22 protein-coding genes and 1 pseudogene are annotated in these 23,099 nt (G+C 64.7%); 18 read left to right on the forward strand and 5 right to left on the reverse strand.

All coding sequences use genetic code 11. The annotated features are described in order from the left end of the window. The first annotated feature begins 33 nt into the window (after positions 1–33). The 7 genes from ACQGNJ_RS14880 (at position 34) to zipA (ending at position 7,716) form a co-directional block, all read left to right on the forward strand. Positions 34–360, forward strand: coding sequence for a hypothetical protein (locus ACQGNJ_RS14880; protein WP_426690018.1), 327 nt, complete (start codon positions 34–36; stop codon positions 358–360). A 109-nt stretch (positions 361–469) separates the two neighbouring features. Next, complete coding sequence (lysS, locus tag ACQGNJ_RS14885) at positions 470–1,987, forward strand: lysine--tRNA ligase (RefSeq protein WP_426690019.1); 1,518 nt, start codon at positions 470–472, stop codon at positions 1,985–1,987. A 2-nt stretch (positions 1,988–1,989) separates the two neighbouring features. Further along, entirely contained in the window at positions 1,990–2,478 is a 489-nt protein-coding gene (locus ACQGNJ_RS14890; RefSeq protein WP_426690020.1) for a PaaI family thioesterase, read from the forward strand. A gap of 39 nt (positions 2,479–2,517) precedes the next feature. Beyond that, the gene (locus ACQGNJ_RS14895; protein WP_426690021.1) at positions 2,518–2,820 is read left to right on the forward strand and encodes a YciI family protein; all 303 of its coding nucleotides are present in this window, start codon (positions 2,518–2,520) and stop codon (positions 2,818–2,820) included. Between the two features lie 8 nt (positions 2,821–2,828). Beyond that, positions 2,829–3,074, forward strand: a complete 246-nt coding sequence (locus tag ACQGNJ_RS14900; RefSeq protein ID WP_426690022.1) for a BolA family protein — start codon at positions 2,829–2,831, stop codon at positions 3,072–3,074. A 134-nt stretch (positions 3,075–3,208) separates the two neighbouring features. Then, a complete protein-coding gene (gene smc / locus ACQGNJ_RS14905; RefSeq protein ID WP_426690023.1) occupies positions 3,209–6,718 on the forward strand; it encodes a chromosome segregation protein SMC in 3,510 nt (1,169 codons plus the stop codon). An 11-nt stretch (positions 6,719–6,729) separates the two neighbouring features. Further along, complete coding sequence (zipA, locus tag ACQGNJ_RS14910; protein ID WP_426690024.1) at positions 6,730–7,716, forward strand: cell division protein ZipA; 987 nt, start codon at positions 6,730–6,732, stop codon at positions 7,714–7,716. 6 nt (positions 7,717–7,722) lie between these two features. Here the strand turns inward: zipA and msrA are convergent, their stop codons facing one another. The 3 genes from msrA to ligD form a co-directional block, all read right to left on the reverse strand. After that, the gene (msrA, locus tag ACQGNJ_RS14915) at positions 7,723–8,232 is read right to left on the reverse strand and encodes a peptide-methionine (S)-S-oxide reductase MsrA (RefSeq protein WP_426690025.1); all 510 of its coding nucleotides are present in this window, start codon (positions 8,230–8,232) and stop codon (positions 7,723–7,725) included. Further along, entirely contained in the window at positions 8,229–8,678 is a 450-nt protein-coding gene (gene msrB / locus ACQGNJ_RS14920; RefSeq protein ID WP_426690026.1) for a peptide-methionine (R)-S-oxide reductase MsrB, read from the reverse strand. Before msrB ends, msrA begins: the two co-directional genes overlap by 4 nt. A gap of 104 nt (positions 8,679–8,782) precedes the next feature. Beyond that, positions 8,783–11,314 carry a DNA ligase D gene (gene ligD, locus ACQGNJ_RS14925; protein WP_426690027.1) on the reverse strand — a complete coding sequence of 844 codons (2,532 nt, stop codon included), beginning with the start codon at positions 11,312–11,314 and terminating at the stop codon, positions 8,783–8,785. Between the two features lie 198 nt (positions 11,315–11,512). Between ligD and ku the strand changes: the two genes are divergently transcribed. After that, positions 11,513–12,454 (forward strand): non-homologous end joining protein Ku, encoded by a 942-nt coding sequence (gene ku, locus ACQGNJ_RS14930; RefSeq protein WP_426690028.1) that lies wholly within the window; start codon positions 11,513–11,515, stop codon positions 12,452–12,454. A gap of 60 nt (positions 12,455–12,514) precedes the next feature. On the opposite strand, the gene ACQGNJ_RS14935 is transcribed toward ku, so the two are convergent. Continuing rightward, positions 12,515–12,697, reverse strand: coding sequence for a hypothetical protein (locus ACQGNJ_RS14935; RefSeq protein ID WP_426690029.1), 183 nt, complete (start codon positions 12,695–12,697; stop codon positions 12,515–12,517). A gap of 329 nt (positions 12,698–13,026) precedes the next feature. Here ACQGNJ_RS14935 and ACQGNJ_RS14940 point away from each other — a divergent pair, with 329 nt between their 5' ends. From ACQGNJ_RS14940 to ACQGNJ_RS14965, 6 genes are all read left to right on the forward strand, one after another. Then, entirely contained in the window at positions 13,027–13,629 is a 603-nt protein-coding gene (locus ACQGNJ_RS14940) for a gluconate 2-dehydrogenase subunit 3 family protein (RefSeq protein ID WP_426690030.1), read from the forward strand. Beyond that, positions 13,629–15,389 (forward strand): GMC family oxidoreductase, encoded by a 1,761-nt coding sequence (locus ACQGNJ_RS14945; protein ID WP_426690031.1) that lies wholly within the window; start codon positions 13,629–13,631, stop codon positions 15,387–15,389. Before ACQGNJ_RS14940 ends, ACQGNJ_RS14945 begins: the two co-directional genes overlap by 1 nt. Continuing rightward, the gene (locus ACQGNJ_RS14950) at positions 15,386–16,639 is read left to right on the forward strand and encodes a c-type cytochrome (protein ID WP_426690032.1); all 1,254 of its coding nucleotides are present in this window, start codon (positions 15,386–15,388) and stop codon (positions 16,637–16,639) included. The genes ACQGNJ_RS14945 and ACQGNJ_RS14950 overlap by 4 nt, the downstream gene beginning before the upstream one ends. A gap of 134 nt (positions 16,640–16,773) precedes the next feature. Next, positions 16,774–17,271 carry a hypothetical protein gene (locus ACQGNJ_RS14955; protein WP_426690033.1) on the forward strand — a complete coding sequence of 166 codons (498 nt, stop codon included), beginning with the start codon at positions 16,774–16,776 and terminating at the stop codon, positions 17,269–17,271. Positions 17,272–17,389: 118 nt separating this feature from the next. After that, positions 17,390–17,602, forward strand: coding sequence for a hypothetical protein (locus ACQGNJ_RS14960; RefSeq protein ID WP_426690034.1), 213 nt, complete (start codon positions 17,390–17,392; stop codon positions 17,600–17,602). 75 nt (positions 17,603–17,677) lie between these two features. After that, positions 17,678–18,304: a GIY-YIG nuclease family protein gene (locus ACQGNJ_RS14965; RefSeq protein ID WP_426690035.1), complete on the forward strand. Its 627-nt coding sequence runs from the start codon at positions 17,678–17,680 to the stop codon at positions 18,302–18,304. Positions 18,305–18,332: 28 nt separating this feature from the next. On the opposite strand, the gene ACQGNJ_RS14970 is transcribed toward ACQGNJ_RS14965, so the two are convergent. Further along, entirely contained in the window at positions 18,333–19,148 is an 816-nt protein-coding gene (locus ACQGNJ_RS14970; protein WP_426690036.1) for a DUF72 domain-containing protein, read from the reverse strand. 499 nt (positions 19,149–19,647) lie between these two features. Between ACQGNJ_RS14970 and ACQGNJ_RS14975 the strand changes: the two genes are divergently transcribed. The 4 genes and pseudogenes from ACQGNJ_RS14975 to ACQGNJ_RS14990 all read left to right on the forward strand — a co-directional run bounded on the left by ACQGNJ_RS14975 (position 19,648) and on the right by ACQGNJ_RS14990 (position 23,015). Beyond that, positions 19,648–20,619, forward strand: a complete 972-nt coding sequence (locus tag ACQGNJ_RS14975) for a LysR substrate-binding domain-containing protein (protein ID WP_426690037.1) — start codon at positions 19,648–19,650, stop codon at positions 20,617–20,619. 107 nt (positions 20,620–20,726) lie between these two features. Beyond that, entirely contained in the window at positions 20,727–21,437 is a 711-nt protein-coding gene (locus tag ACQGNJ_RS14980) for an SDR family NAD(P)-dependent oxidoreductase (RefSeq protein WP_426690038.1), read from the forward strand. 65 nt (positions 21,438–21,502) lie between these two features. Then, complete coding sequence (locus tag ACQGNJ_RS14985; RefSeq protein WP_377319319.1) at positions 21,503–21,739, forward strand: tautomerase family protein; 237 nt, start codon at positions 21,503–21,505, stop codon at positions 21,737–21,739. A 104-nt stretch (positions 21,740–21,843) separates the two neighbouring features. Next, positions 21,844–23,015, forward strand: a pseudogene (locus ACQGNJ_RS14990) (YbfB/YjiJ family MFS transporter). The last annotated feature ends 84 nt before the right edge of the window (positions 23,016–23,099 follow it).

Consider the following 23,099-nt stretch of genomic DNA (forward strand, 5'->3'; position numbering starts at 1 on the left):
CCTTCCGCTCCGCTCACTGACGAGGTGGCCCGCATGAACAGCAAGAAGACCTGCGCAATCCTGATCGCCTCTGCCGCGCTGATTGCGTTCGGCGCACTGGCGCAGTCGCAGCAAGGCGGCGCCGGCCAGAGCATCAAGCAGGATGCCAAGACCATCGGCCACGGCGTCGCCGACGGCGCCCGCGATGTCGGCCACGCGACCAAACACGTCGCCGGGAAGGTCGGTCACGGTGCGAAGGAAGCCGGCACCGGCATCGGCCATGGCGCGAAGAAGGCCGGTGTCGCCATCGGCCATGGTGCGCGCGAAGGCTGGGACGCGACGAAGCATGCGGTCAAGCACGTGTTCGGCAAGGACGATTGACGCGCGACGCCATCGCGGAGACATGCCGGTACGCATCAGTTTGGCAACCAGACGATAGACAAAGAGGCGCCCGCCAACCGGCGTGAGCGCAGGCAGCAATGGAATCCCCATGAGTGAAACGACCGATACCCTTCCCATCGACGAGAACCGGCTGATTGCCGAGCGTCGAGAGAAATTGACGGCGCTGCGCGGGCAGGGCATCGCGTTTCCCAACGACTTCAAGGTCGACAGTTTCGCCGGTGACCTGCAGGCCGAGTTTGCCGACCGGGACGTCCAGACGGTCGAAGCCATCGAGGCTGCCGCGCGTCGAGTGAAGATGGCCGGTCGCATCGTGCTGAAACGCGTGCAGGGCAAGGTCAGCTTCGTGCAACTGCAGGATTTCAGCGGGCGCATCCAGCTGTTCATTCACCAGGGCACGCTGGGCGAGACCTACGAAGCCTTCAAGGGCTGGGACATGGGCGACATCGTGGGCGCCGAAGGCGTGCTGATGCGCACCAAGACCGGCGAGCTGTCGGTTCGCGTCGATGCGCTGCGCCTGCTGACCAAGAGCCTGCGTCCGCTGCCGGACAAGCACCACGGCATGGCCGACGTGGAGCAGCGCTATCGCCAGCGCTACGTCGACCTGATCGTCACCGAGGAGGCGCGCCGCACTTTCATGCTGCGCTCGAAGATCATCGGATACATGCGCCAATGGCTGGAAGCACCATCGCGCCGCTTCATGGAAGTGGAGACGCCGATGATGCACATCATCCCCGGTGGCGCCACGGCCAAGCCGTTCGTCACCCATCACAACGCGCTGGATCTGGACCTGTACCTGCGCGTGGCGCCGGAGCTGTATCTGAAGCGGCTGGTGGTCGGCGGCTTCGACCGTGTCTACGAGATCAACCGCAACTTCCGCAACGAGGGCGTGTCGACCCGGCACAACCCCGAGTTCACCATGCTGGAGCTGTACCAGGCTTACGCGACGTATCACGAAATCATGGACCTCACCGAGGCGGTGATCCGCGATACCGCGCAGGCCGTGCTGGGCACCACGCAGCTGACCTGGGATGGCGCTGAAATCGATGTCGGCCCGGCGTTCCGCCGCTGGCGCATGGAAGACGCGGTGCTGGAACACAATCCCGAGATCAAGCGCGAGGAACTGCGCGACCGCAAGGCGATGGCCGTGTACGCCAAGCGCGTCGGCGCACAGGTCAAGCCCGGCTACGGCTGGGGCAAGCTGCTGCTGGAAATCTTCGAGCACACCGTCGAGCACACCCTGATCCAGCCGACCTTCATCACCGACCATCCGGTCGAGGTGTCGCCGCTGGCGCGCGAGAGCGATACCGACAAGGGCATCACCGATCGCTTCGAGCTGTTCGTCAACGGCAAGGAACTGGCGAACGGCTTTTCCGAACTGAACGATCCGGAAGACCAGGCCGCACGCTTCCAGGCCCAGGTCGACGCCAAGGACGCCGGCGACGACGAGGCCATGCATTTCGATGCCGACTACATCCGCGCACTGGAAGTGGGCCTGCCGCCCACCGGTGGCCTCGGCATCGGCATCGACCGCCTGGTGATGCTGCTGACCGGCTCGTCCTCGATCCGCGACGTGCTGCTGTTCCCCTACATGCGGCCCGAAGCCTGAGCATGGCCGCGCCCGCGCTGCAGGACCTGGCCGCACCCGACGGCGTCTGCTACGGCTGCGGCAGCGCTCATCCGCATGGCTTGCACATCAAGAGTCACTGGCATGAGGATGGCGTGCATGTGGTTTCGACCCACCGGCCTGATGCCGACTTTCATGGCTGGCCGGGGCTGGTCTACGGCGGCCTGATCGCGATGCTGGTGGACTGCCATTCCAACTGGACGGCGATGGCGTACCACTACCGGGCGGAAGCGCGTGCGCCGGACAGCAAGCCGCGCATCGACTGCGTCACCGGCAGCCTGGGCATCAAGTTCCTCAAGCCCACCCCGATGGGCGTGCCGCTGACGCTGAAGGCACGTGTCGATGGCGAAGTCGGCCGCAAGACCCGCGTGCTGTGCGAGGTGCATGCAGGCGACGTGCTCACCGCGCTGGGCGACTCGATCTTCGTGCGTGTCGATACCGTCCAATTGGCCGAGTCCGCGCACTACGGGTGAGCTAAACTTGCGGATTCCCTCGTTTCCGGAGCCTGCATCATGTGGTTTGCCATCATCGCTACCGACGTTGCCGATTCGCTGGAGAAGCGCAAAGGCGCCCGGCCTGCGCATATCGCACGACTGCAGGCCCTGCTGGAAGCTGGCAGGCTGTTCGTCGCCGGCGCTTTCCCGGCGATCGAGGCGGAAGATCCGGGCCCGGCCGGCTTCACCGGCAGCATGATCGTGGCCGAATTCCAGTCGCTGGCCGAGGCGCGGACGTGGGCCGACGCCGATCCGTACGTGGCCGCCGGCGTCTACGCCGAGGTGCAGATCAAGCCGTTCCGCAAGGCCTTGCCGGCGTGAGCGAGGCGATGCTCGAGCAGATCCGCCAGCGCCTGACCCAGGCATTGGCGCCGACCGCACTGGAAGTCATCGACGAAGGCCACCTGCATGCCGGTCATGCGGGCGAGGGCAGGGGCCACTTCCATGTGCGCATCGCCAGCGCAGCGTTTGCCGGGCAGTTGCCGCTCCGCCGCCATCGGATGGTTTATGCGGCGCTAGACGGGCTGATGGACAACGGCATTCATGCGCTTTCGATCAATGCCACGGAAAACTGAACACTGTCATATGGTTGCATGAGGTTATTCATTCATTACCTCACGCAACAATGCATTGCGGCACTGTCCCGCCTTTGGCACAGTGCCTTGTCGCCCGGCTGTACGGGCCTTATCGCTGACCCGTTGAAAACCGCATGCGCCTGAGCACCATCAAACTCGCCGGCTTCAAGTCCTTCGTGGACCCGACCACCCTGCACCTGCCCAGCAACATGATCGGCGTGGTGGGCCCCAACGGCTGCGGCAAATCCAACATCATCGACGCGATCCGCTGGGTGATGGGCGAGAGTGCGGCCAGTCGCTTGCGCGGTGACTCGCTGACCGACGTGATCTTCTCCGGTTCCAACACGCGCAAGCCGGTGGGGCAGGCGACCGTCGAGCTGATCTTCGACAACGCCGATGGCTCGGTGCAGGGCGAGTACGGCCAGTACGCGGAGATATCGGTCAAGCGCCAGGTCACTCGCGACGGCCAGTCCGCCTATTACCTCAACGGTGCGCGTTGCCGCCGACGCGACATCACCGACCTGTTTCTCGGCACCGGCCTGGGGCCGCGCAGCTACTCGATCATCGAGCAGGGCATGATCAGCCAGATCATCGAGGCGCATCCGGAAGAACTGCGCACGCATCTGGAGGAAGCCGCCGGCATCTCCAAATACAAGGAGCGGCGCAAGGAAACCGAAAGCCGGATCAAGGCCACCCGCGAAAACCTCGACCGCGTACGCGATGTGCGCGACGAGGTCGACAAGCAGCTCGAACACCTCAATCGCCAGGCGCGTGCCGCCGAGCGCTGGAAACTGCTGAAAGAAGAACAGACCCGCAAGGACGCCGAACTGCGCGCGCTGGAATACCGCGGCCTGAAAAGTCAGCACGAAGGCGAAGGGCAGGGCCTGTCCGCCGCCGAGATCGAGATCGAGAAGCAGCTGGCCGGCCAGCGCCAGATCGAGGCGCAGCTGGAAAGCGTGCGCGAACGTCATGCCGATGCCAGCGAGCACCTGAGCGCGGTACAGGCCGACGTCTACAAGGTCGGCGCCGAGATCGCCCGCGTCGAGCAGCAGGTCCGCTACAACAAGGAAACCGCCGAGCGCCTGCAGCGCGCGCATGGCGATGCCGCGCGCGAACATGCAGAACTGGCCGCGCATATCGCTACCGACGGCGAGCAGATCGCGGCGCTGCGCCTGGCGCTGGCCGAAGGCGAACCGAAACTCGAAGCACTGCAGCAGTTGCAGGACGATACCGGCGAAGCCCAGCGCAGCACCGAGGCCAAGCTGGCCGACTGGCAGCAACGCTGGGATGGCCACACCCGCAACGCTGGTGAATCGAACCGCGCGGCCGAGGTGGAACGGACCAAGCTCAACTATCTCGATCGCCAGGCGATCGACTTGGCGCGCCGGCGCGAGGTGCTGGAAACGGAGCAGAAAGCCACCGACGTGGCCGCGCTGGATGCCGCCGGCGAACAGCTCACCGAAGAACACGAAACCCAGCGCGAACGCGTCGAGACGCTGGGCAGCCTGCTGGACCAGCACAAGGCCAGTCACGAGAAAGTGCTGGAAGACGAACGCCAGGTGCAGTCGGCGCTGAACGAGGCGCGCCAGCAGTTGCAGTCGGCGCGCGGTCGGCATGCGTCGCTGGAGGCGCTGCAGCACGCGGCGCTTGGCCAGGAAGAGAGCGCTGCCAGCAGTTGGCTGGAGCGGCTTGGCCTGGACCGCTCGCGTCGCCTTGGCGAATCGCTGCAGGTCGAGGCCGGTTGGGAAACCGCGGTGGAGACCGCGCTCAGCGGCTTCCTGGACAGCGTGCTGGTGGACGGCGCGCATGCGCTCGCCGCCGAATTCCACGCACTCGACAATGCCGATGTGGCCTTGCTGGATGGCGGCGAGGGCGGTGCGAATACCGCTGGCACGCTGGCGGCGCACGTGCGCGGACCGGCGGCAGCCATGGCGATTCTTGGCCACGTATTGACGGCAACCTCGCTGGACGAGGCGCATCAGCGCGTCGCCTCACTGGCCGCGCTGGCGCCCTACCAGTCGGTGATCACGCCGGCCGGCGAATGGCTGGGCCCGGGCTGGGCGCGTGTGCGCCGCGCGCAGGGCAGCCAGGTGGGCGTGCTGGCGCGCGAGCGCGAGCTGCGCACGCTGGCCGGGCAGATCGCCATGCTGGAAGCGCAACTGGAGGAAGCCAGCGAACAGCTGGAGACGTTGCGCACCAGCAAGTTCGAAACCGAGCGCTCCCGAGACGACGCCCAGCGCGAGCTGTACAACGCCCATCGTCGGCAGTCCGAGCTGGCCGGCCAGTTGCAGAGCCATCGCGGCAAGCTGGAAACCGCCCGTGCCCGGGCCGAGAAGGTCAACGGCGAGCTGGCCGACCTGGCGCGGCAGATCGACGAGTTGCAAAGCCAGACCCGCGAGGCGCGTGCGCGGCTGGATGAGTCGGTCGGCCTGATGGGCGACCTGGAAGACCAGCGCCGCGAGCTGGAGAACGAGCGGCGCGCGCTGCTCGAAGCTCGCGAAGAGGCACGCATGAATGCACGCGAGGCGGCCGAGCAGGCGCATTCGCTGGCGTTGGCGCTGGAGTCGAAGCGTTCCTCGCTGAGTTCGCTGGAGCAGGCGCTGGGCCGCATGGATGCCCAACTGCGCCAGATCGAGGCACGGCGCAACGAGATCACCGAACAACTTGCCGCCGGCTCCGATCCCATCGCCGAACTCGAGGCGGAGCGACAGGCCTATCTGGATCAGCGCCTGCTGGTCGACAAGCAGTTGGTCGAGGCGCGCCGCGCGCTGGAAGACTGCGATATCGAATTTCGCAAGCTGGAGCAACAGCGGCACCTGGCCGAACAGGGCCTGGCCAACCTGCGCGAAGGCCTGTCGCAGAAGCGGCTGGCCGCGCAGGCCTTGCAACTGCGCGCCGATCAACTGGCCGAGGCGATCGCCGCCTCCGGACTGGAACTGGAAACCCTGCTTGCCGAACTTGCGCCGGATATCGACGCGGAGCAGTGGCGTGTCCAACTCAGCGAGATTGGCCAGAAGATCGCCAGGCTGGAGCCGGTGAATCTCGCCGCGATCCAGGAACACGCCGAACAGAGCGAGCGCAAGACCTATCTGGACAACCAGCTGGCCGACCTGGTCAGCGCGCTGGAAACGCTGGAAGGCGCGATCAAGAAGATCGATCGCGAGACCCGCCAGCGTTTCAAGGAGACCTTCGACAAGGTCAACGCTGGCGTGCAGGAGTTGTTCCCGCGCCTGTTCGGCGGTGGCCATGCCTATCTGGAGCTGACCGGCGACGACCTGCTGAACACCGGCGTGACGATCATGGCGCGCCCGCCCGGCAAGCGGCCGTCCAATATCTCGCTGCTGTCCGGCGGCGAGAAGGCATTGACGGCAGTGGCGCTGGTGTTCGCGATCTTCGGCCTGAATCCCGCGCCGTTCTGCCTGCTGGACGAGGTCGATGCGCCACTGGATGAAGCCAATGTCGGCCGCTTCTCCAGCCTGGTGCGCGAGATGAGCGAACAGGTGCAATTCATTTTCATCAGCCACAACAAGGCCACCATGGAAGCGGCAACCCAGCTCTGCGGCGTTACCATGCGCGAGCCTGGCGTGTCGCGACTGGTGCAGGTGGATCTGGCCGAAGCGGCTAAACTGGCAGGCGCTGCCTGAGGAACCTCATGATGACGTTGCAACCCGTGCTCGCCTTTGCCTGGAATCCGGCCGTCGGCATTCCGATGTTGATCGTCGGCCTCATCGCGTTGGCACTGCTGTGGCTGTTCGGCCAGCCGAAGAAGGAGCAGGGCAAGCGACGCATCGTGCCCGGTCCGCATGCCGGCGAACGACGTGAGCCGACCCTTGGCGAGCCCGATACCCAGCCGATCGACGATTTCTTTGCCGGCGAAGCCCGGCCGCAGCAAGGTGAGCTGGAAGTCGGCCTGCGCGAGGAACTGGAGCGCCTGGGTGCCACCCTTTCCGGCGAACGCGGCAGGGAGTCCACGGCGGCAGCTTCGCCAAAATCGTCAAGGACCCGGCAGCAGCCCAAGCTGGCCGATCACGTGGCTTCGATCATCGATGCCTTGCGTGCGCCCAGTACCGTGCAAACGGCGACGACGGATGCGACCGTTCCGGCCGAGGGACCGGTCGTGGCGGATTCAGCCGCAGCCGCTGCGCCGGGTGGCGTGCCGCAACGCTCGGACCTGGGGCGACGTCCGCCGCAATTGCCGGTGGAGCGGATCGTCACCTTGTTCGTGGTGGCCCGCGAAGGCGAGCGTTTCCACGGGCCGGATCTGGTGGTGGCCGCGGAAAAGGCGGGCCTGGAATTCGGTGACATGGGCATCTATCACCGGCTGGTCGACGGCAAGCGCGAGCTGGGACCGATCTTCAGCGTGGCCAACATGCTCAAGCCGGGCAACTTCAACCTCGCCCGACTCGAGGACCTGAACACCCCGGGGGTGAGCTTCTTCATGACCTTGCCGGCGCCGCTGCCGGCGCTGGATGCGTGGGACACCATGCTGCCCACCGCGCAGCGGCTGGCCGAATTGCTGGATGGTCACGTGCTCGACGAAGAACGCAACGCGCTGGGCCGTCAGGGCATCGCGCACATCCGCGACCAGCTCCGCGGATGGGACCGCGACCACGAAGGCAAGGAAATCATCTTCGGGCGCTGAGGCTTTTCAACCGGTCGTGTTGCGCCTTGGCAGCTTCCAGTCCGGGCGGATGAAGTGGCAGGTATACCCCTGCGGATACCGCTCCAGATAGTCCTGGTGCTCCGGCTCGGCTTCCCAGAAGTCGCCTGCCGGCGCCACCTCCGTCACTACCTTGCCCGGCCACAGGCCGGAGGCATTGACGTCGGCGATGGTGTCCTCGGCCACCAGCCGCTGCTGCTCGGAGGTGTAGAAGATCGCCGAGCGGTACGATTCGCCCCGATCGTTGCCCTGGCGATTGAGTGTCGAGGGGTCATGAATCTGGAAGAAAAATTCCAGCAGCGTGCGATAGCTGGTCCGCGAAGGATCGAACACGATCTCGATCGCCTCGGCGTGGCTTCCATGATTTCGGTACGTCGCGTTCGGCACGTCGCCGCCGCTGTAGCCGACCCGCGTGGAAAGCACGCCTTCCTGCCGGCGAATCAGCTCCTGCATGCCCCAGAAGCAACCTCCGGCCAGTACGCCACGTTCGGTGGTCATCGCACGTCCTCCACCTGGTCAAGCCAGGCGCCATAACCTTGCGCAGCCATGTCGTCGCGATGAACGAAGCGCAGCGAGGCGGAATTGATGCAATAGCGCAGGCCACCGCGATCCTTCGGGCCATCCGAAAAGACGTGTCCAAGATGACTGTCGCCATGCGCCGAACGCACCTCGGTGCGGATCATGCCATGGGTACTGTCGCGCAGCTCATTCACGTGCGCCGGTTCGATCGGCTTGGTGAAACTCGGCCAGCCGCAGCCCGATTCGAACTTGTCCGACGACGCAAACAGCGGTTCGCCCGAGACCACATCGACATAGATGCCTGGCTCCTTGTTGTGCAGGTATTCACCGGTGCCAGGGCGCTCGGTGCCGCTTTCCTGGGTGACCCGGTGCTGTTCGGGAGTCAGCCGCGAAAGCGCTTCGGGGGTTCGGGTGTAGCTGGACATGTCCGGATTCCTCCAAGGGGCGGTTCGCCACAAGATGGCTCTTGTCGCGTCCTTATCAAGTGGCGATGAGAGCCGCGCAGGCATTTCGGCGGATGGCGGGCGGTTCACTCCGCAAGACGTCCCGCCATGCCATCGAGGCTCTGCCTGACGGTATCGATACCCTCCCAGGGGTCGGAGCGCAGGCGTGCCAGGCGCTTGGGAGCCGACCGGATAGTGAAGTCGTGTCCGCTGCGCAGCTTGCCCAGTTCGTTCCAGCGCAAGGGCATGGCCACCGGAGCGCCCGGTCGGGCCCGCAGCGAGTACGAGGCCACGCTGGTGGCACCGCGGCTGTTGCGCAGATAGTCGACATAGATCTTTCCGCCGCGCCCGGCCTTGCTGGCGATGGCGACGAATTCCAGCGGATGCGCCTGGGCCAGGCTCTCGGCAAACGCGTGGGCGAAATCCCTGGCCTGCGGCCAGCAGCAAGCGGGATTCAAGGGCACCACGACATGCAGGCCCTTGCCGCCGGTGGTGCGCAGGAAGGACGCCAGTCCGAGCCGGGACAGCAGCTTGCGCAGCAGGCGCGCCGCGGCGACCATTCTTGGCCACGCCACATCCGGGCCGGGGTCGAGATCGAACACCAGGCGATCGGCTCGGTCAGGCTGCGCAATGGTCGCGCCCCACGGATGGAACTCGATCGCCCCGAACTGCACCAGCTCGATCACCGAATCGGCATCCAGCGGGTAGATGTAGGTTGCCTGCGCGCCGGATTCCTCTTTCAGCCTCTTGCTGCCCACGTGTTTCAGGCCATGGATCATGTGTTTCTGGAAGAAGCACGCCTTGGCCGTGCCCTCGGGACAACGGATCACCGACATGGGCCGGTTGGCAATTCCCGGCAGCAGCCACTTCATCACGCTGCGGTAATAGTCCGCGACGTCCTGCTTGGTGAAACCGTCCTCGGCGAATGCCACCCGATCAGGATGGGTGATGCGGATGGACGCCGCGCCGCCGGCAGCTCTTGCCGGCTCGCTGGCGGGTGCGCGATCGGAATCGGCGAGGTCGCGAACGGACTTGTCGGTACGCATGGTTTTCAGACTCGGTTGGCGCAACAGACGGTGATTGCCGATCCCGCGGTAATACACCTCGACCACGGTTTTTGGCACTACCCAGCGCGCGTCGCGCAGCAGCGGGTCGACCTCGGCCAGCGTGACCATCGGCCGGCGGCTGCTCTTGCCGGCGAGGCTGCTGGCGAGCTCGCGCAATTGATCGTCGCTGAAGCCGGTGCCGACGCGACCGGCGTAGATCCAGCCCGATTTCCGCGCGGGATCGGGCCTGGCCAGCAACAGCGAGCCCAGGCCCTGACGACTGCTTTTCGGCAGCGTGTATCCGACCACGGCGAACTCGTCGCTTTCCAGCCGCTTGATCTTCAGCCAGTCGCCACTGCGGCCAGCGCGATACGGCGAATCGATGCGCTTGGAGATGATGCCTTCCCATTGCTGTTCCAGCGCCATCGCGAAGGCGGCCTCGCCGTTGCCGATGGCATGCGTGCTCAGCGCCAGATGCCCGGGTACGTGTTCCAGCACGGTCTGCAGAAGTTGCTTGCGTTCGATCAGCGGCACCCGGGAAAGATCGCTGCCCTCCAGATGGACCAGATCGAACAGCATGTAGACGAGCGGGTGCATGGCTTCGCCGGAGAGCGTCTTTTGCAAGCTGTTGAAGTCGCTGCGTCCCTGGCTGTCCATGGCCACCAGTTCGCCGTCGAGGCGCGCCGACCACAATCCCAGCGCCTGCAGTGACTGCACGACATCGGGAAGGCGCTCGTTCCACGACAGCGCGTTGCGCGACCACAGTTGCACCTCGCCGTCGGCGATGACGCCGAGGATGCGGTAGCCGTCCCACTTCACTTCATGCAGCCAATCGTCACCAGCCGGCGGGTGTTCACGCAGTTGCGCCAGCTCGGGCTTGAAGCACTGTGCATCAATTTTCGCCTTGCGCGCACCCTCCAGCGCGGCGGCCCGGCGCGCCAGTTGCGCACGCGGCACCTGGGGCGGACCGGGCAACGATCTGTGCCGGTTGGTGGCTTTGCTTGCCGCCGCCTTTGTCGTCGTTGATTTCGCTGCCTTGCGCGTACTGCGCTTCATGCTGGCGTCCAGCAGGTCGTCGGCTTCCACATCGCCGGCATACGCATCCTTGGCCTTGATCAGGAACCAGGCCGGCTGGCGTTCCTTGCGCCCGCTGCGCACCAGGTGCCAGCCGCCCTTGAGGCGCTTGCCAAACAGCTCGAAACGCAGGTGGCCCTTGTGCAACTGGGCCTCGGCGTCGCCTGCGGTGGTCCACACCCCGCTGTCGAACTGGTCGACATGTCCCTTGCCGTAGCCGTGCTCGATGTCGCCCTCGAAGGCGGCGTAGGAAAGCGGGTGGTCTTCGACCTCCACCGCCAGGCGCTTCGCTGCCGGATCGTAGCTCGGTCCCTTGGGCACGGCCCAGCTCTTCAAGGTGTCACCCACCTGCAGCCGAAAGTCGAAGTGCCTGCTGCTGGCGTGATGCAGCTGTACCACGAAGATCGCGCGACCGCTCGCGGGTATGGCGCCTTCCCCTGCCGGCTCGGAGGTTTTCGAGAAGTCGCGTTTGCGACGGTATTCGTTGAGGGAGCTCATGGTCCTCGCCTGCTCGGCTGCACGTGGAACACCGCGCACGCTATCGGCCATGTCGTGCTTGCTCAGTGAAGTTGACGGCCCCTCCACGAAGGGCAGGGAATAGTCGGCGGGAGTCGGGCGCGCGGGTTCAGTCGGAATCCTCAGCGATGGCAGGCCCCCGACCCAAGCAAGGCAAACCGGCTTCCTCGGAGAACCGTCATGGCGCGTCCCATCTGGACTGGCACACTATCCTTCGGCCTGCTCAACGTTCCGGTGTCGCTGATGTCGGGCGAACGCAGCGTGGATCTGCATTTCCGCATGCTGGACAGCCGCAGCAAGACACCGGTGCGTTACGAACGGGTCAATGCCGAAACCGGCGAGGAGGTGCCGTGGAAGGAGATCGTCAAGGCCTTCGAGTACGCCAAGGGCAGTTATGTCGTGCTGGATCCGGAAGACATCAAGTCGGCCGCGCCGGAAAGTCACGAGACCGTGGAGGTCAACACCTTCGTCGACGCCGAGGCAATCGCACCGGAATACTTCGAAAAGCCCTATTTCCTCGTGCCGGGAAAGAAGGCCGAGAAGGGCTATGTGCTGTTGCGCGAAACGCTCAAGCGCAGCGGCAAGATCGGCATTGCCCGCGTGGTGATCCGCACGCGCGAGTACCTCTGCGCCGTGATGCCGCGTGACAACGCACTGATGCTGATGTTGCTGCGCTATCCGCAGGAACTGGTGGACGCCGACGAATACAGGATTCCGCAGGGCGCGCCGTCTTCCTACCGGATTTCCCCGAAGGAGATCCGGATGGCCGAGCAACTCATCGACTCGATGAGTGATCAATGGAGGCCGGGCGACTACCGCGACGAGTTCCGCGACAGATTGCGCAAGGTGATCGAAAAGCGCCTGAAGTCGAAGGGCATGGTCACGCCACCGGACAGCGACGATCTGGAGATGCCGGAAAACGCCAGCACCAATGTGGTGGACTTCATGGCGCTGCTGCAGAAGAGCCTGGCCAGCAAGCAACGCACGCCGGCGAAGAAGGCGGCCGCCAGCAAGGCGAGCGGGAAGGCGTCGAAAAAGCCGGCGGCCAAGCGTACTTCGGCAGACAAGCCGAAGCCCGCGCGCAAGCCGGAAAAAAAGGGAACCGCACGCAAGACCGGTTGATGACGGGACCACCCAAACCGTAGCGGAAGCCGTGGCGGACGCGAGTCCGCCACGGCTTGATCAATGCTGTTCGGCCCGTTGCAGCGCTTCCGCCACCACGCAATCGGAATGCCCGCACTGGCACGCGTGATCGACCTGGCTGCCTTGCTGTTGCCGGCAGGAGTCGCTGCAACAGTCGCCGGCGTGATCGACCTTGCAGCCGCAGGGGGCGTGTGCACAGGGTTGGTCGGGGATGGCATTCATGCGTAGTCTCCTCAGCAATCGGCGGGGAAAGGCAGTGTGCTGCCGACCTGCTGCAAGCCGCGTGAAGAAACTCCCGCAAGCCTTGAAATTCCGGATGTTCTTGCGGGCACCGGATTTTCACGCAGACGGTGATCCACTCAACGGGTCAATCAAGCTGGAGCCGAGTGATGTCTCATCCGATAGAGCGTCGCGGACAACACACTGACATCGCCCCCGACCGGGCAGGGGGGGGAACCGCAGCCAGCCCATCGCGTCGAACCTTCCTGAGGGCCGCGGCGATGGCCGTGCCGGCAACGGTCATGGCAGGGTGCGCCACCGGTGGACGTGGCATGAGCAACGCGCCAGTCTATTTCAGCAGCAACGAGGCATCCTTCATCGACGCCGCGACGCAACGGTTGATTCCCGCCGATGCATTGGGGGTGGGCGCGAACGAGGCGGGCATCACCCATTTCATCGACTTGCAACTGGCCGGCGCGTATGGCCGCGCCGAACGCTGGTACATGCGTGGCCCGTGGCCGACAGGTACCGACGAGCAGGGCTTCCAGCTGAAATACACGCCGGCGGAAATCTACCGCAAGGCGATCCCCGGCATCGATGTGCATTGCCAAAAGCTGCATGGGAAATCGTTTGTGCAGTTGTCGGCAGACCAGCAGGACGAGGTACTGCACACACTTGAGGAGGGCAAGGTCGACCTGGGCGAGATCCCGTCCAAGACCTTCTTCGCGCTGCTCTGGCAGAACACCCAGGAAGGTTATCTGGCCGATCCCGCGTATGGCGGCAATCGCGATTTCGCAGGTTGGAAGCTGGTGGGCTTTCCCGGGCCCCGCTACAACTACGTCGAGGAAATCGGCAAGTTCGGCCAGCCCTATGCGCAGCCATTTGTGAGCCTGATCGGGCGCGATCCGGGTGCCCGGCTGAAGGGGAACCGCTGATGGCCAGACGCATGCCACCCGTCGATGTGGTGCTGGTCGGCTTCGGCTGGACGGCCGCCATCATCGCGCAGGAACTCACCGATGCCGGCATGCAGGTGCTGGCGCTGGAACGCGGCGAGTTCCGCGACACCGTGCCCGACTTCGCCACCACCACCACCCAGGATGAACTGCGCTACGCGGTACGCAAGCAGATCTTCGAATCGCCCGAACGCGAAACGCTGACGTTTCGCAACACGGCGGCCCAGACGGCTTTGCCGATGCGTCACCTCGGGTCGTTCCTTCCGGCTGCCGGCGTCGGCGGTGCGGGGGTGCACTGGAACGGTCAGTGCTGGCGCTTCCTGCCGCAGGACTTCGAGATACGCACGCATACCGAACAGCGCTACGGCAAGAATTTCATCCCGGGCAACATGAACCTGCAGGACTGGGGTGTCACTTACGACGAACTGGAACCGCATTACGACCGCTTCGAGTATCTGTGCGGCGTATCCGGCCTGGCCGGCAATATCGGCGGACAGAAGCAACCCGGCGGCAACCCGTTCGAGGGTGCGCGGCAACGAGGCTATCCCTTGCCGCCGCTCGCTCGCAGCGCGTCGACCACCTTGTTCGACAAGGCAGCGCGCGAAGTCGGCTTCGATTCCTTCCCTTGCCCGGCGGCGAATGCGTCCCGCCCGTACCGCAATCCGCTTGGTGTGCAGATGGGGCAATGCACGTATTGCGGCTATTGCGAGTGGTTCGGTTGTGGCAACTATTCGAAGGCCAGCCCGCAGACGACGATCCTTCCGGTGCTGCTTAAGAAGGACAACTTCAGCTTTCGCACCCGCTGCAACGTCACTCGCGTCAACACCGATGGCACCGGCAAGAAAGCCACTGGTGTCACCTATGTCGATGTCGATGGCAACGAGATAGAGCAGCCCGCCGCCATGGTGGTGCTGTGCGCATTCGCGCAGCACAACGTGCACTTGTTGCTGCTCTCGAAAATCGGCGTGCCGTACGATCCGGTCACGGGGCAGGGTGTGGTGGGTCGCAACTACGCCTACCAGATCACCTCGTCAGTGGATGTGTTCCAGAAGGAGATCCTGAACCCCTTCATGGGCGCCGGTGCGCTGGGCCAGGCCGTGGACAATTTCAATGGCGACAACTTCGATCACGGCCCGCTGGGTTTTGTCGGCGGCGGTTACATCGCCCTGTGGAACACCGGTGGCCGACCGATCCTGCAGCATCATCTTCCTGCCGACGCGCCGAACTGGGGCAGTGGCTGGAAGAAGGCGATGCACGAGAACTATCTGACCAGCACATCGATTGCCACCCACGGCAGCGTGATGAGCTATCGCGAGAACTATCTCGATCTCGACCCCACCTACAAGGACATCTACGGCAATCCGCTGCTGCGTCTGACCTTCGATTTCCAGCCGAACGAGCACGCCATGTCGGACTACGTGACCGATCAGGCGGCCAGGATTGCCCAGGCGATTCCCGGCGCCACCCATCACGTGAAGAAGCGCGAAGGTCACTATTCGATCGTGCCGTACCAGACCACGCACAATACCGGCGGCGCGGTGATGGGGACCGACCCGAAAACCAGCGTGGTGAATCGCTACCTGCAATCGTGGGATGTACCAAACCTGTTCGTGATGGGTTCGAGTGTCTTTCCGCAGAACGCCGGCTACAACCCCACCGGCACGGTCGGCGCGCTGACGTACTGGTCGGCCGAGGCGATGAAGCGCTACCTGAAGCATCCCGGCCCGCTGGTGACGACATGAGCGGGCGACTCCCGCTGGCGTTGCTCGTCCTGGCCAGCCTCGCCGGTGCCACGGGGCTGGCCGCGTCGGCATCCGATACCGCGCGCACCAGTCCCGGCCCGCAAGCTTCGGTCGAACATGGCCGCTATCTGGTGCGCGCCGGCGATTGCATGGCCTGTCATACGGCCGATGGCGGTGCCGCGTTCGCGGGCGGCCGTGCCGTCCCCACGCCGTTCGGGGTCATCTATTCGACCAACATCACGCCGGATCGCAGTACCGGCGTCGGAGGCTGGAGCGGGGACGACTTCTATCGCGCCATGCATGAAGGCATCGCGCGCGATGGTCACCACCTGTACCCGGCATTTCCCTATCCATGGTTCACCCGGATCAGCCGCGATGACGTGCGCGACATCAAGGCCTATCTGGATACCCGCGAACCGGTGCATCAGGTCAACCGGCCGAACAAGCTGCCATGGCCTTTCAGCATGCGTGGGTTGATGGCTGCCTGGAACGGCCTGTATCTCGACAAGGGCAGCTATCAGATCGACCCGCTGAAGTCCGCGCAGTGGAATCGCGGCGCCTATCTGGTGCAGGGCGTCGGCCACTGCAGCGCCTGTCATGGCGACAAGAATCTTGCCGGCGCGGTCGACAAGCAACATCCACTGGATGGCGGCTACGCGGAGAACCAGTTTGCGCCGGCGCTCACCGGCGGTACGCGCGATGGTCTGGGTGCCTGGAGCGAGCAGGACATCGTCGACTATCTGGGCAAGGGCTACAACACCAGGACAGCGGCGGCGGGCCCGATGTCCGAGGTGGTGCAGCAATCTACCCAGTACCTCAGCGAGCCCGACCGCCGGGCCATCGCGGTTTATCTGAAGAGCTTCAACAAGACGGACAGCAAGGATGTTGCGGCTGCCGACAAGGATGCGTTGCAGGCTGGATCGGCGGTGTATACCGACAACTGCGAGGCCTGCCATCTGCGTGGCGGAAAAGGTGAGGCGCAGGCGTTCCCGCCCTTGAAGGACAGCTCCGCGGTGCAGGCCGAGCAGCCGGACACGCTGATTGCGGTGATCCTCGAAGGAGGGCAGTTGCCCGCCACGAAGCATGACCAGACCGGTCTGGCGATGCCCGCATTCCGTGAACGCCTCAGCGATGTGGACGTGGCCAATGTCGCCACATATATCCGCAACGCCTGGGGGAATCGGGGCAGCGGCGTCTCCGAGTCGCGCGTGCGCAGCCTGCGAGGGAAGCTGCATGACTCGCCGCATTGATTGTGCCGTCCAGCGCCATGGCCGAACTCTTCGGCTGGTCTGTCCAGGCATGTCATGTGCGTCTTCCTGCTCACGCACTGGTCACTGCGATGCCAGGAACATGACCATGATTCCTCCATTCACCAGGAGCGCACATGAAACATCGCCATGTATTCAGCACGCCTGACCTTGCTGCTGCAGAGAATTCGGTGAATGCCTTGCGCCGAGTGGGTATCCCCGATGGGGATATTTCGCTGATCGCGCGCCACGATGTCGAGAACGCTGCGATTGCCGATGACCGGCAGGACACCAGTGGCGACTTTGCCCGTGGCGGGATCAAGGGATTGATTGGCGGTGGCGGCACCGGGCTGGTCTGTGGCCTCGTCGCGGTGGCGGTTCCGGCGATCGGATTGCCGATGGTCGCGGGCGCCGCCATGGTGATGGCCGGTGCTGCGGTAGGTTGCTGGATGGGCATGCTCACGGGTACGTCCGAACCGGATCCCGCGCGGCGCAAATTCCAGGAAGAGATCGATGCCGGACGCGTGATCGTCGCGGTGGATGCCGAAAAGGAGCTGCTCAATCGCGCCGATGCGGTGTTGCTGGACACGCGCGCAACGCGGCTGCCATTTGACGAGCCGTCTGCGCTGAGCTGAGTTTGCTTGCGGCTTCGCCCGCCGCCAGGGAGCGTCCCCTGCGGAGCGCCGCTCTTCGACGCATTGCATACGCGGAGCTGGCGATACTGGGCAAGCTGCATATCGTCAGGAGAACTCCATGGGCCACACCAACCTTCCCCAGCCCGGCGCCGCCCACCAGAAGAACAGCCGCGACACGCGCAGCGGTGTCCAGCAACTTGACGCAGAGGAACGCAGGGAGAAAAGTGAGACACCGGCTCCCGCGGTGGTTCCGCCTGATCCTGCCATCACTCCCGCGCAAGCCATCATCGGACACGTCGATACCGGCCATTCGCCACCGGATGCGACCTGAGCGGCGGGTTCGCCTTTCAAGGCCGAGGGCGATCGGGATCCGGCTTCCAACAGGCGCCTTGTGGAGAATCAGCCGATGGTCGACGATGCAGAAAGCGCGGGATATCCACGCTTTGCGACTCGCGGTCGAACCTTTGTCTACCTGCTTCCTTGCCGCGACGAGGACATCCTCAAGATCGGATTTTCGCGCGACCCGTTGCAAAGAATGCACGCGTTGCACCGGCGATACTTCGACTTCTTCGACCTCGAGCGTGCGCTGCTGATCGAGACAGAGCGTTTGAGCGAGGCCCGCAGAATCGAGCGAACGCTCATCAGACGCTTCGCGGAGCATCGATCGCCGGCACCGCTCGTGGTACGGGATGCTGCCGCAGGCTACACCGAATGGTTTCGTGGCGTGGCGGGGCAGGCCGAAGCATTGGCTCGCGGAATCGCCGCAGAAGAGGGCTGGCCGCTGCATGCGCCGCTGAGCTCGTGGCTGCAACGCCTCTTTCACGATCGCGCCGATGCCTTCCACGACTGGTCAGCGCGCCTGCTTGATTCGATCGAGTACGAACGCTTCAATCTTCCGGCCGAGGCACAACGGCCAGATACGGCCCGAGTGCTGCGCACTCTGCTGGACGCCTGTGCAGCGGTGAATCTGGAGGTTGCCGCGCTGGTGCCCGCGCGGGTGGTGGCGTGGTATCGAAGCGACGGCTTCCATTGAATGCTTGCCGCTGCGATCGCTCCGCGAGTCAGCGAACGGAAACGTCAGGGCAGGGAAGCCGGAACGATGGCAGACGCCCGAGTACGTCGAGGGCATTGTCCGTAGCGTATCCCAGCGCGGTGTTGTCGAAGATGCACCAACGCTGCGTGGTGTCCGGGGAAGGGCGTTGCAGGCGACGGGCAAGGTTCTCAAGCACGTTCGCTGGATAGCTGTCGTAGTACATTCTTGGCGTGCCGTGCAGCCGCAGATACTGCAGCTGCCGATCACCGGAAGGTATCCGGGCACGCCTGGACAAGGCCGGATCGGCGCCGACCATCGCAACTCCGCACGCTTGCAGGGCGTGACTGACGTCGGCATGGAACCAGGAGGCGTGCCGAGGCTCGCAGGCAACCGGCCCCCGATGCATCTGGCGCAGTCTGGCGAGGAAAGGCAACACCGTTCTCGCGTCCCAGCCCGACCGGGGTGGCAACTGCAACAGCAGGCAACCCAATCGGTCACCCAGTTCTTCCACACCTTCAAGAAAAGTCTTCAGCAGCTCGTCGCAGTCGCGCAACTTTGCCCCGTGAGAGATGGTTCGGGGGAACTTCACCGAAAAGCGGAACTCGGGCGGCACTGCGGCCGCCCATCGACGATATGTCGCAGGAAGATGGTTGCGATAGAACGAAGAGTTGATCTCCGCGGCGTTGAATACCTGTGCGTAGCGTTGCAGATGACTGCCGGCCGGCGGGAAACGATCCTGCGCCGCCCGCGGTATCGACCAGCCCGCGCATCCCAGATAGAGCTTGGGAGCCTTTGAACCCGAGGCTCGAATGCAGGCGCCATGTGCGGGAACCGGACGGATCATTGCTGTCGTGTGCTTTCTCGAAGACCGTGAGTCACGGACTGATTGAGCAACAGGTATAGAAACTTAAATTGATACGGATCACCTTATTTAAGACACTGATTATGTTTGACATAACAAGTCTGATTATCACCTTTTTGTCAACGCGATCATCGACAAAAGTGGTACTTTTCTAAGACGTCAACTAATTCTCGCAAGATTTCGCAGGTAGTAAGACACCGGGTTCCAGGTCCCGGTGCTTCGCAAGGGGCAGCGTTACGTATCTGGAGGGCATCCGCCAGTCCTTCCAGCCGGCCAAATCGACCGCTTCTAGGGGTGTGAATCTCCCCCTCGACTTGTTGTGGCGCAACGGTGCGCATGCCGGCGATCCCCGCCGGCCTGGACACCAGCATCGTGGTCAGGCGGTGCCGCGCCAACTTGCGCTATCGACGTGATCTGCACCCTGGTGCTCAAATTGAACGCCAGCTCTTACCGTTGATCATAAATCCGCGAGGCATGCGCTATGGACCGTCTTGATGCCATGAAAGTCTTCATCGCGGCGCTCGATGAAGGCAGCCTCGCCGGCGCCAGCCGCAAGACCGGTCGCTCCGCCGCCGCGGTAAGCCGGGCCGTCGCCTTTCTGGAGGCCCGGGTAGGCGTGCCGCTGCTGCACCGGACCACCCGATCGATCAGGCTGAGCGAAGCAGGGGAGCGCTATGCGCTGGCATGCAGGAAGATTCTGGCCGACCTGGAGGAAGCAGACCGGCAGGCCGCGGGCGAACGGTCGGTGCCGCGGGGCACGCTGACAATCACCTCGACCGTGTTCGCCGGGGTGGAGATCCTGCGACCGATCGTCGATGCCTTCATGGATGAATATCCGACGGTCACCGTGCGGATGCACATGCTGGAACGACCGGTCAACCTGATCGATGAAGGCATGGACCTGGCACTGCGCATTACCCATCTGGCCGATTCCACGCTGGTCGCGCATCGCATCGGGGAAGTCCGCAAGGTCGTCGTGGCGTCGCCGAAGTACCTGGCGACGCAGCCGCGCATCGTGGAGCTCGCCGACCTGGCCAAGCAGCGGATCATCGCCATGGCACACATGGGACTGGACTCGTGGAGCTTTCCTCCGCTGGAAGGGTCATCGGTGCCGCGTTCCGTTTCGTTCACGCCGCGCCTGGTGATCGACAACATACAGGCTGCTGTGGCATCGGCGGTCGAAGGGCATGGCGTGACGCGGTTGTTTTCCTATCACGTCGCCCGGGAGATCGAGCAGGGATTGCTGCGCATCGTGCTTGCCGATGCGGAGCCCGCACCCACGCTGGTCCATCTGGTGTCGCCGTATGGCCGCCTCGCCGTGCCGAAGGTCCGCGCCTTCGTGGACTTCGCGCTGCCGCGCCTGCGCTCGCAGTTTGCGGACCTGGTGACGAATGCCCAGACGCCCGCCAACCCTCCGATTCCGTCGCCACGCGGAAGGATGTCTGCCGAATAGCAGGGATTCGCACATCCGCGATGCGCGCCTAGATTGTGGGCTGTCGGAGCCGCCGAACACTTCGGCGGTTCTCGGACTTCCCCCCACATCTTCGAGGTATTCACATCATGAGCACTCAGCGGAAAGTTGCAATCATCACCGGCGCGTCCCAGGGCATCGGCGCGGGCCTGGTCAAGGCCTTCCTCGATCGCGACTATCGCGTTGTCGCCAACTCGCGTTCGATCCAGCCGTCGAACAACCCCGACGTGCTGGCAGTCGCCGGCGATATTTCGGATCGCTCGGTAGCCGAGCGCATCGTCAAGGAGGCCGTTGCGCGCTTCGGCCGCGTCGATACGCTGGTGAACAACGCCGGCATCTTCACGGCCAAGCCGTTCACCGCCTTCACCGTCGAGGACTACGCCCAGAATCTGGCCGTCAACCTCAACGGCTTCTTCCACGTCACCCAGTTCGCGATCGCCGAGATGGAGAAGCAGGGCAGCGGCCACGTCGTCAGCATCACCACCACCCTGGCCGAGTACGCGATCGACGGCGTGCCGTCGGTGTTGGCGTCGCTGACCAAGGGCGGCCTGAACGCCGCCACCAAGTCACTGGCCATCGAGTACGCCAAGCGCGGCATCCGCGTCAACGCCGTGGCGCCGGGCGTGATCAAGACCCCGATGCACGGGCCGGAAACCCATGCCGCGCTTGCCTCGCTGCATCCGGTCGGCCGCATGGGCGAGATCAGCGACATCGTCGGCGGCGTGCTGTATCTGGAGTCCGCCGGTTTCGTGACGGGCGAGATCCTGCACGTCGATGGTGGCCAGATCGCCGGTCACTGAGTTCCCAAGTAAAGCCGAGGCGGGCGGCTCGCCGCTCGCCCTCGGCCCCCATCGAGGACACGATCATGCCTTACGTAAACATCCAGATTACCCGTGAGGGAACCGCTCCGGGCCGCGATGCGGCGACCGCCGAGGAGAAGGCCGCGCTCATCAAGGGCGTCAGCGAGCTCCTGCTGAACGTACTCAACAAACCTGTGACGTCGACCTTCGTGGTCATCGACGAAGTCGACACCGACAACTGGGGCTGGGGCGGGCTCCCCGCACTCGAATACCGCAGACAGCTGGCGGGCGCGAAGAAGTAGCGGCTCTAGCGTCGGCCGCCCCGCGGCCAGGTCCCATACCTCGACAGGCCCGGCAGGGTTCGCTCCGCCGGGCTGGGAGATCTCACGTGTCGACATCCATGGACATGCATCCGGTTTCGCCCTGGCGGGTCACCCTGGCAGGCTTCTGCGCGAGCCTGGTCGGCATCGGTTTCGCGCGCTTCGCCTATACCCCCCTGCTGCCCGCACTGGTGAGCGCCCACTGGTTCGCCGCCTCCAGCGCGGCCTATCTGGGAGCGGCGAACCTTGCCGGCTACCTGGCGGGAGCCGTGGCCGCCCGGCCTATGGCGCGAGCCACAAGTCCCCGCGCGGCGATCAACGGGATGATCTTGCTCTGGCGGCCTGCGCGTGGCCGTTGTCGTTCGCCTGGTTCTTCGTGTGGCGCTTCGCCTCCGGCCTGGCCGGTGGGGTGCTGATGGTGCTGGCGGCGACGACCGTGTTGCACCACATCCCACCGCACCGCCGAGGCCTGGCCAGCGGTGTCATCTTCATGGGCGTCGGTGCCGGCATCGCAGCCTCCGGCACGGTGGTGCCGCTGTTGATCCGCCAGGGCCTTGCGGCGACCTGGCTGGGACTCGGCGGCCTGTCGCTGGTGCTGACCGCGATGACGTGGAGAAGCTGGCCCGATGGCGCCGCGCAGGCCGCATCCCAGGCCGATGACGCTGCGGACGCAGCCGGTCAGTCCACGGCGCTTCGCGCGCTGTACATCGAATACGCCTTGAACGCGGTCGGACTGGTGCCGCACATGCTCTTCCTGGTCGACTTCGTTGCACGAGGCCTGCATCAGGGCGTGCAGGTCGGGTCCGGCTACTGGGTGCTGTTCGGGTTGGGTGCGCTGATCGGGCCGGTGCTTGCCGGGCATCTGGCCGATCGCATCGGCTTCGGTCGTGCGCTGCGCGTGGCGTTCCTGATCGAAGCGGCGGCCGTGGCGTTGCCGGCGCTGGGGCAGGGCGCGAGCGCACTGATAGTGTCCAGCGTCGTGGTGGGCGCCTTCACCCCGGGCATCGTGCCGCTCGCCCTTGGCCGCATCCACGAGCTGCTGCCCCACCGTCCCGCGCAGCAACGCGCCGCGTGGAGCCGGGCCACCACGAGCTTCGCCGTCCTGCAGGCCACGGCGGCCTACGGGATGTCCTACCTGTTCGGAAGGGATGGCAGCTACACGCTGCTGTTCACGCTTGGCAGTCTGGCGCTGGTGGCGGCATTTGCGGTGGACGCTGCGCGTGGATGGCGGTACCGCACAAAAGGCATCGCGCAGTAGCGCGGCATTCTTCCGGTATGCGTAACAGTGTCTGCCGGACGTCAGCTATTCGTTTGGTCTCACTGGCGGCGTAGTGTTGTCGGC

Source organism: Rhodanobacter ginsengiterrae (genome assembly GCF_050026815.1).
In the GTDB taxonomy this organism is placed as follows: Bacteria; Pseudomonadota; Gammaproteobacteria; order Xanthomonadales; family Rhodanobacteraceae; genus Rhodanobacter; species Rhodanobacter ginsengiterrae.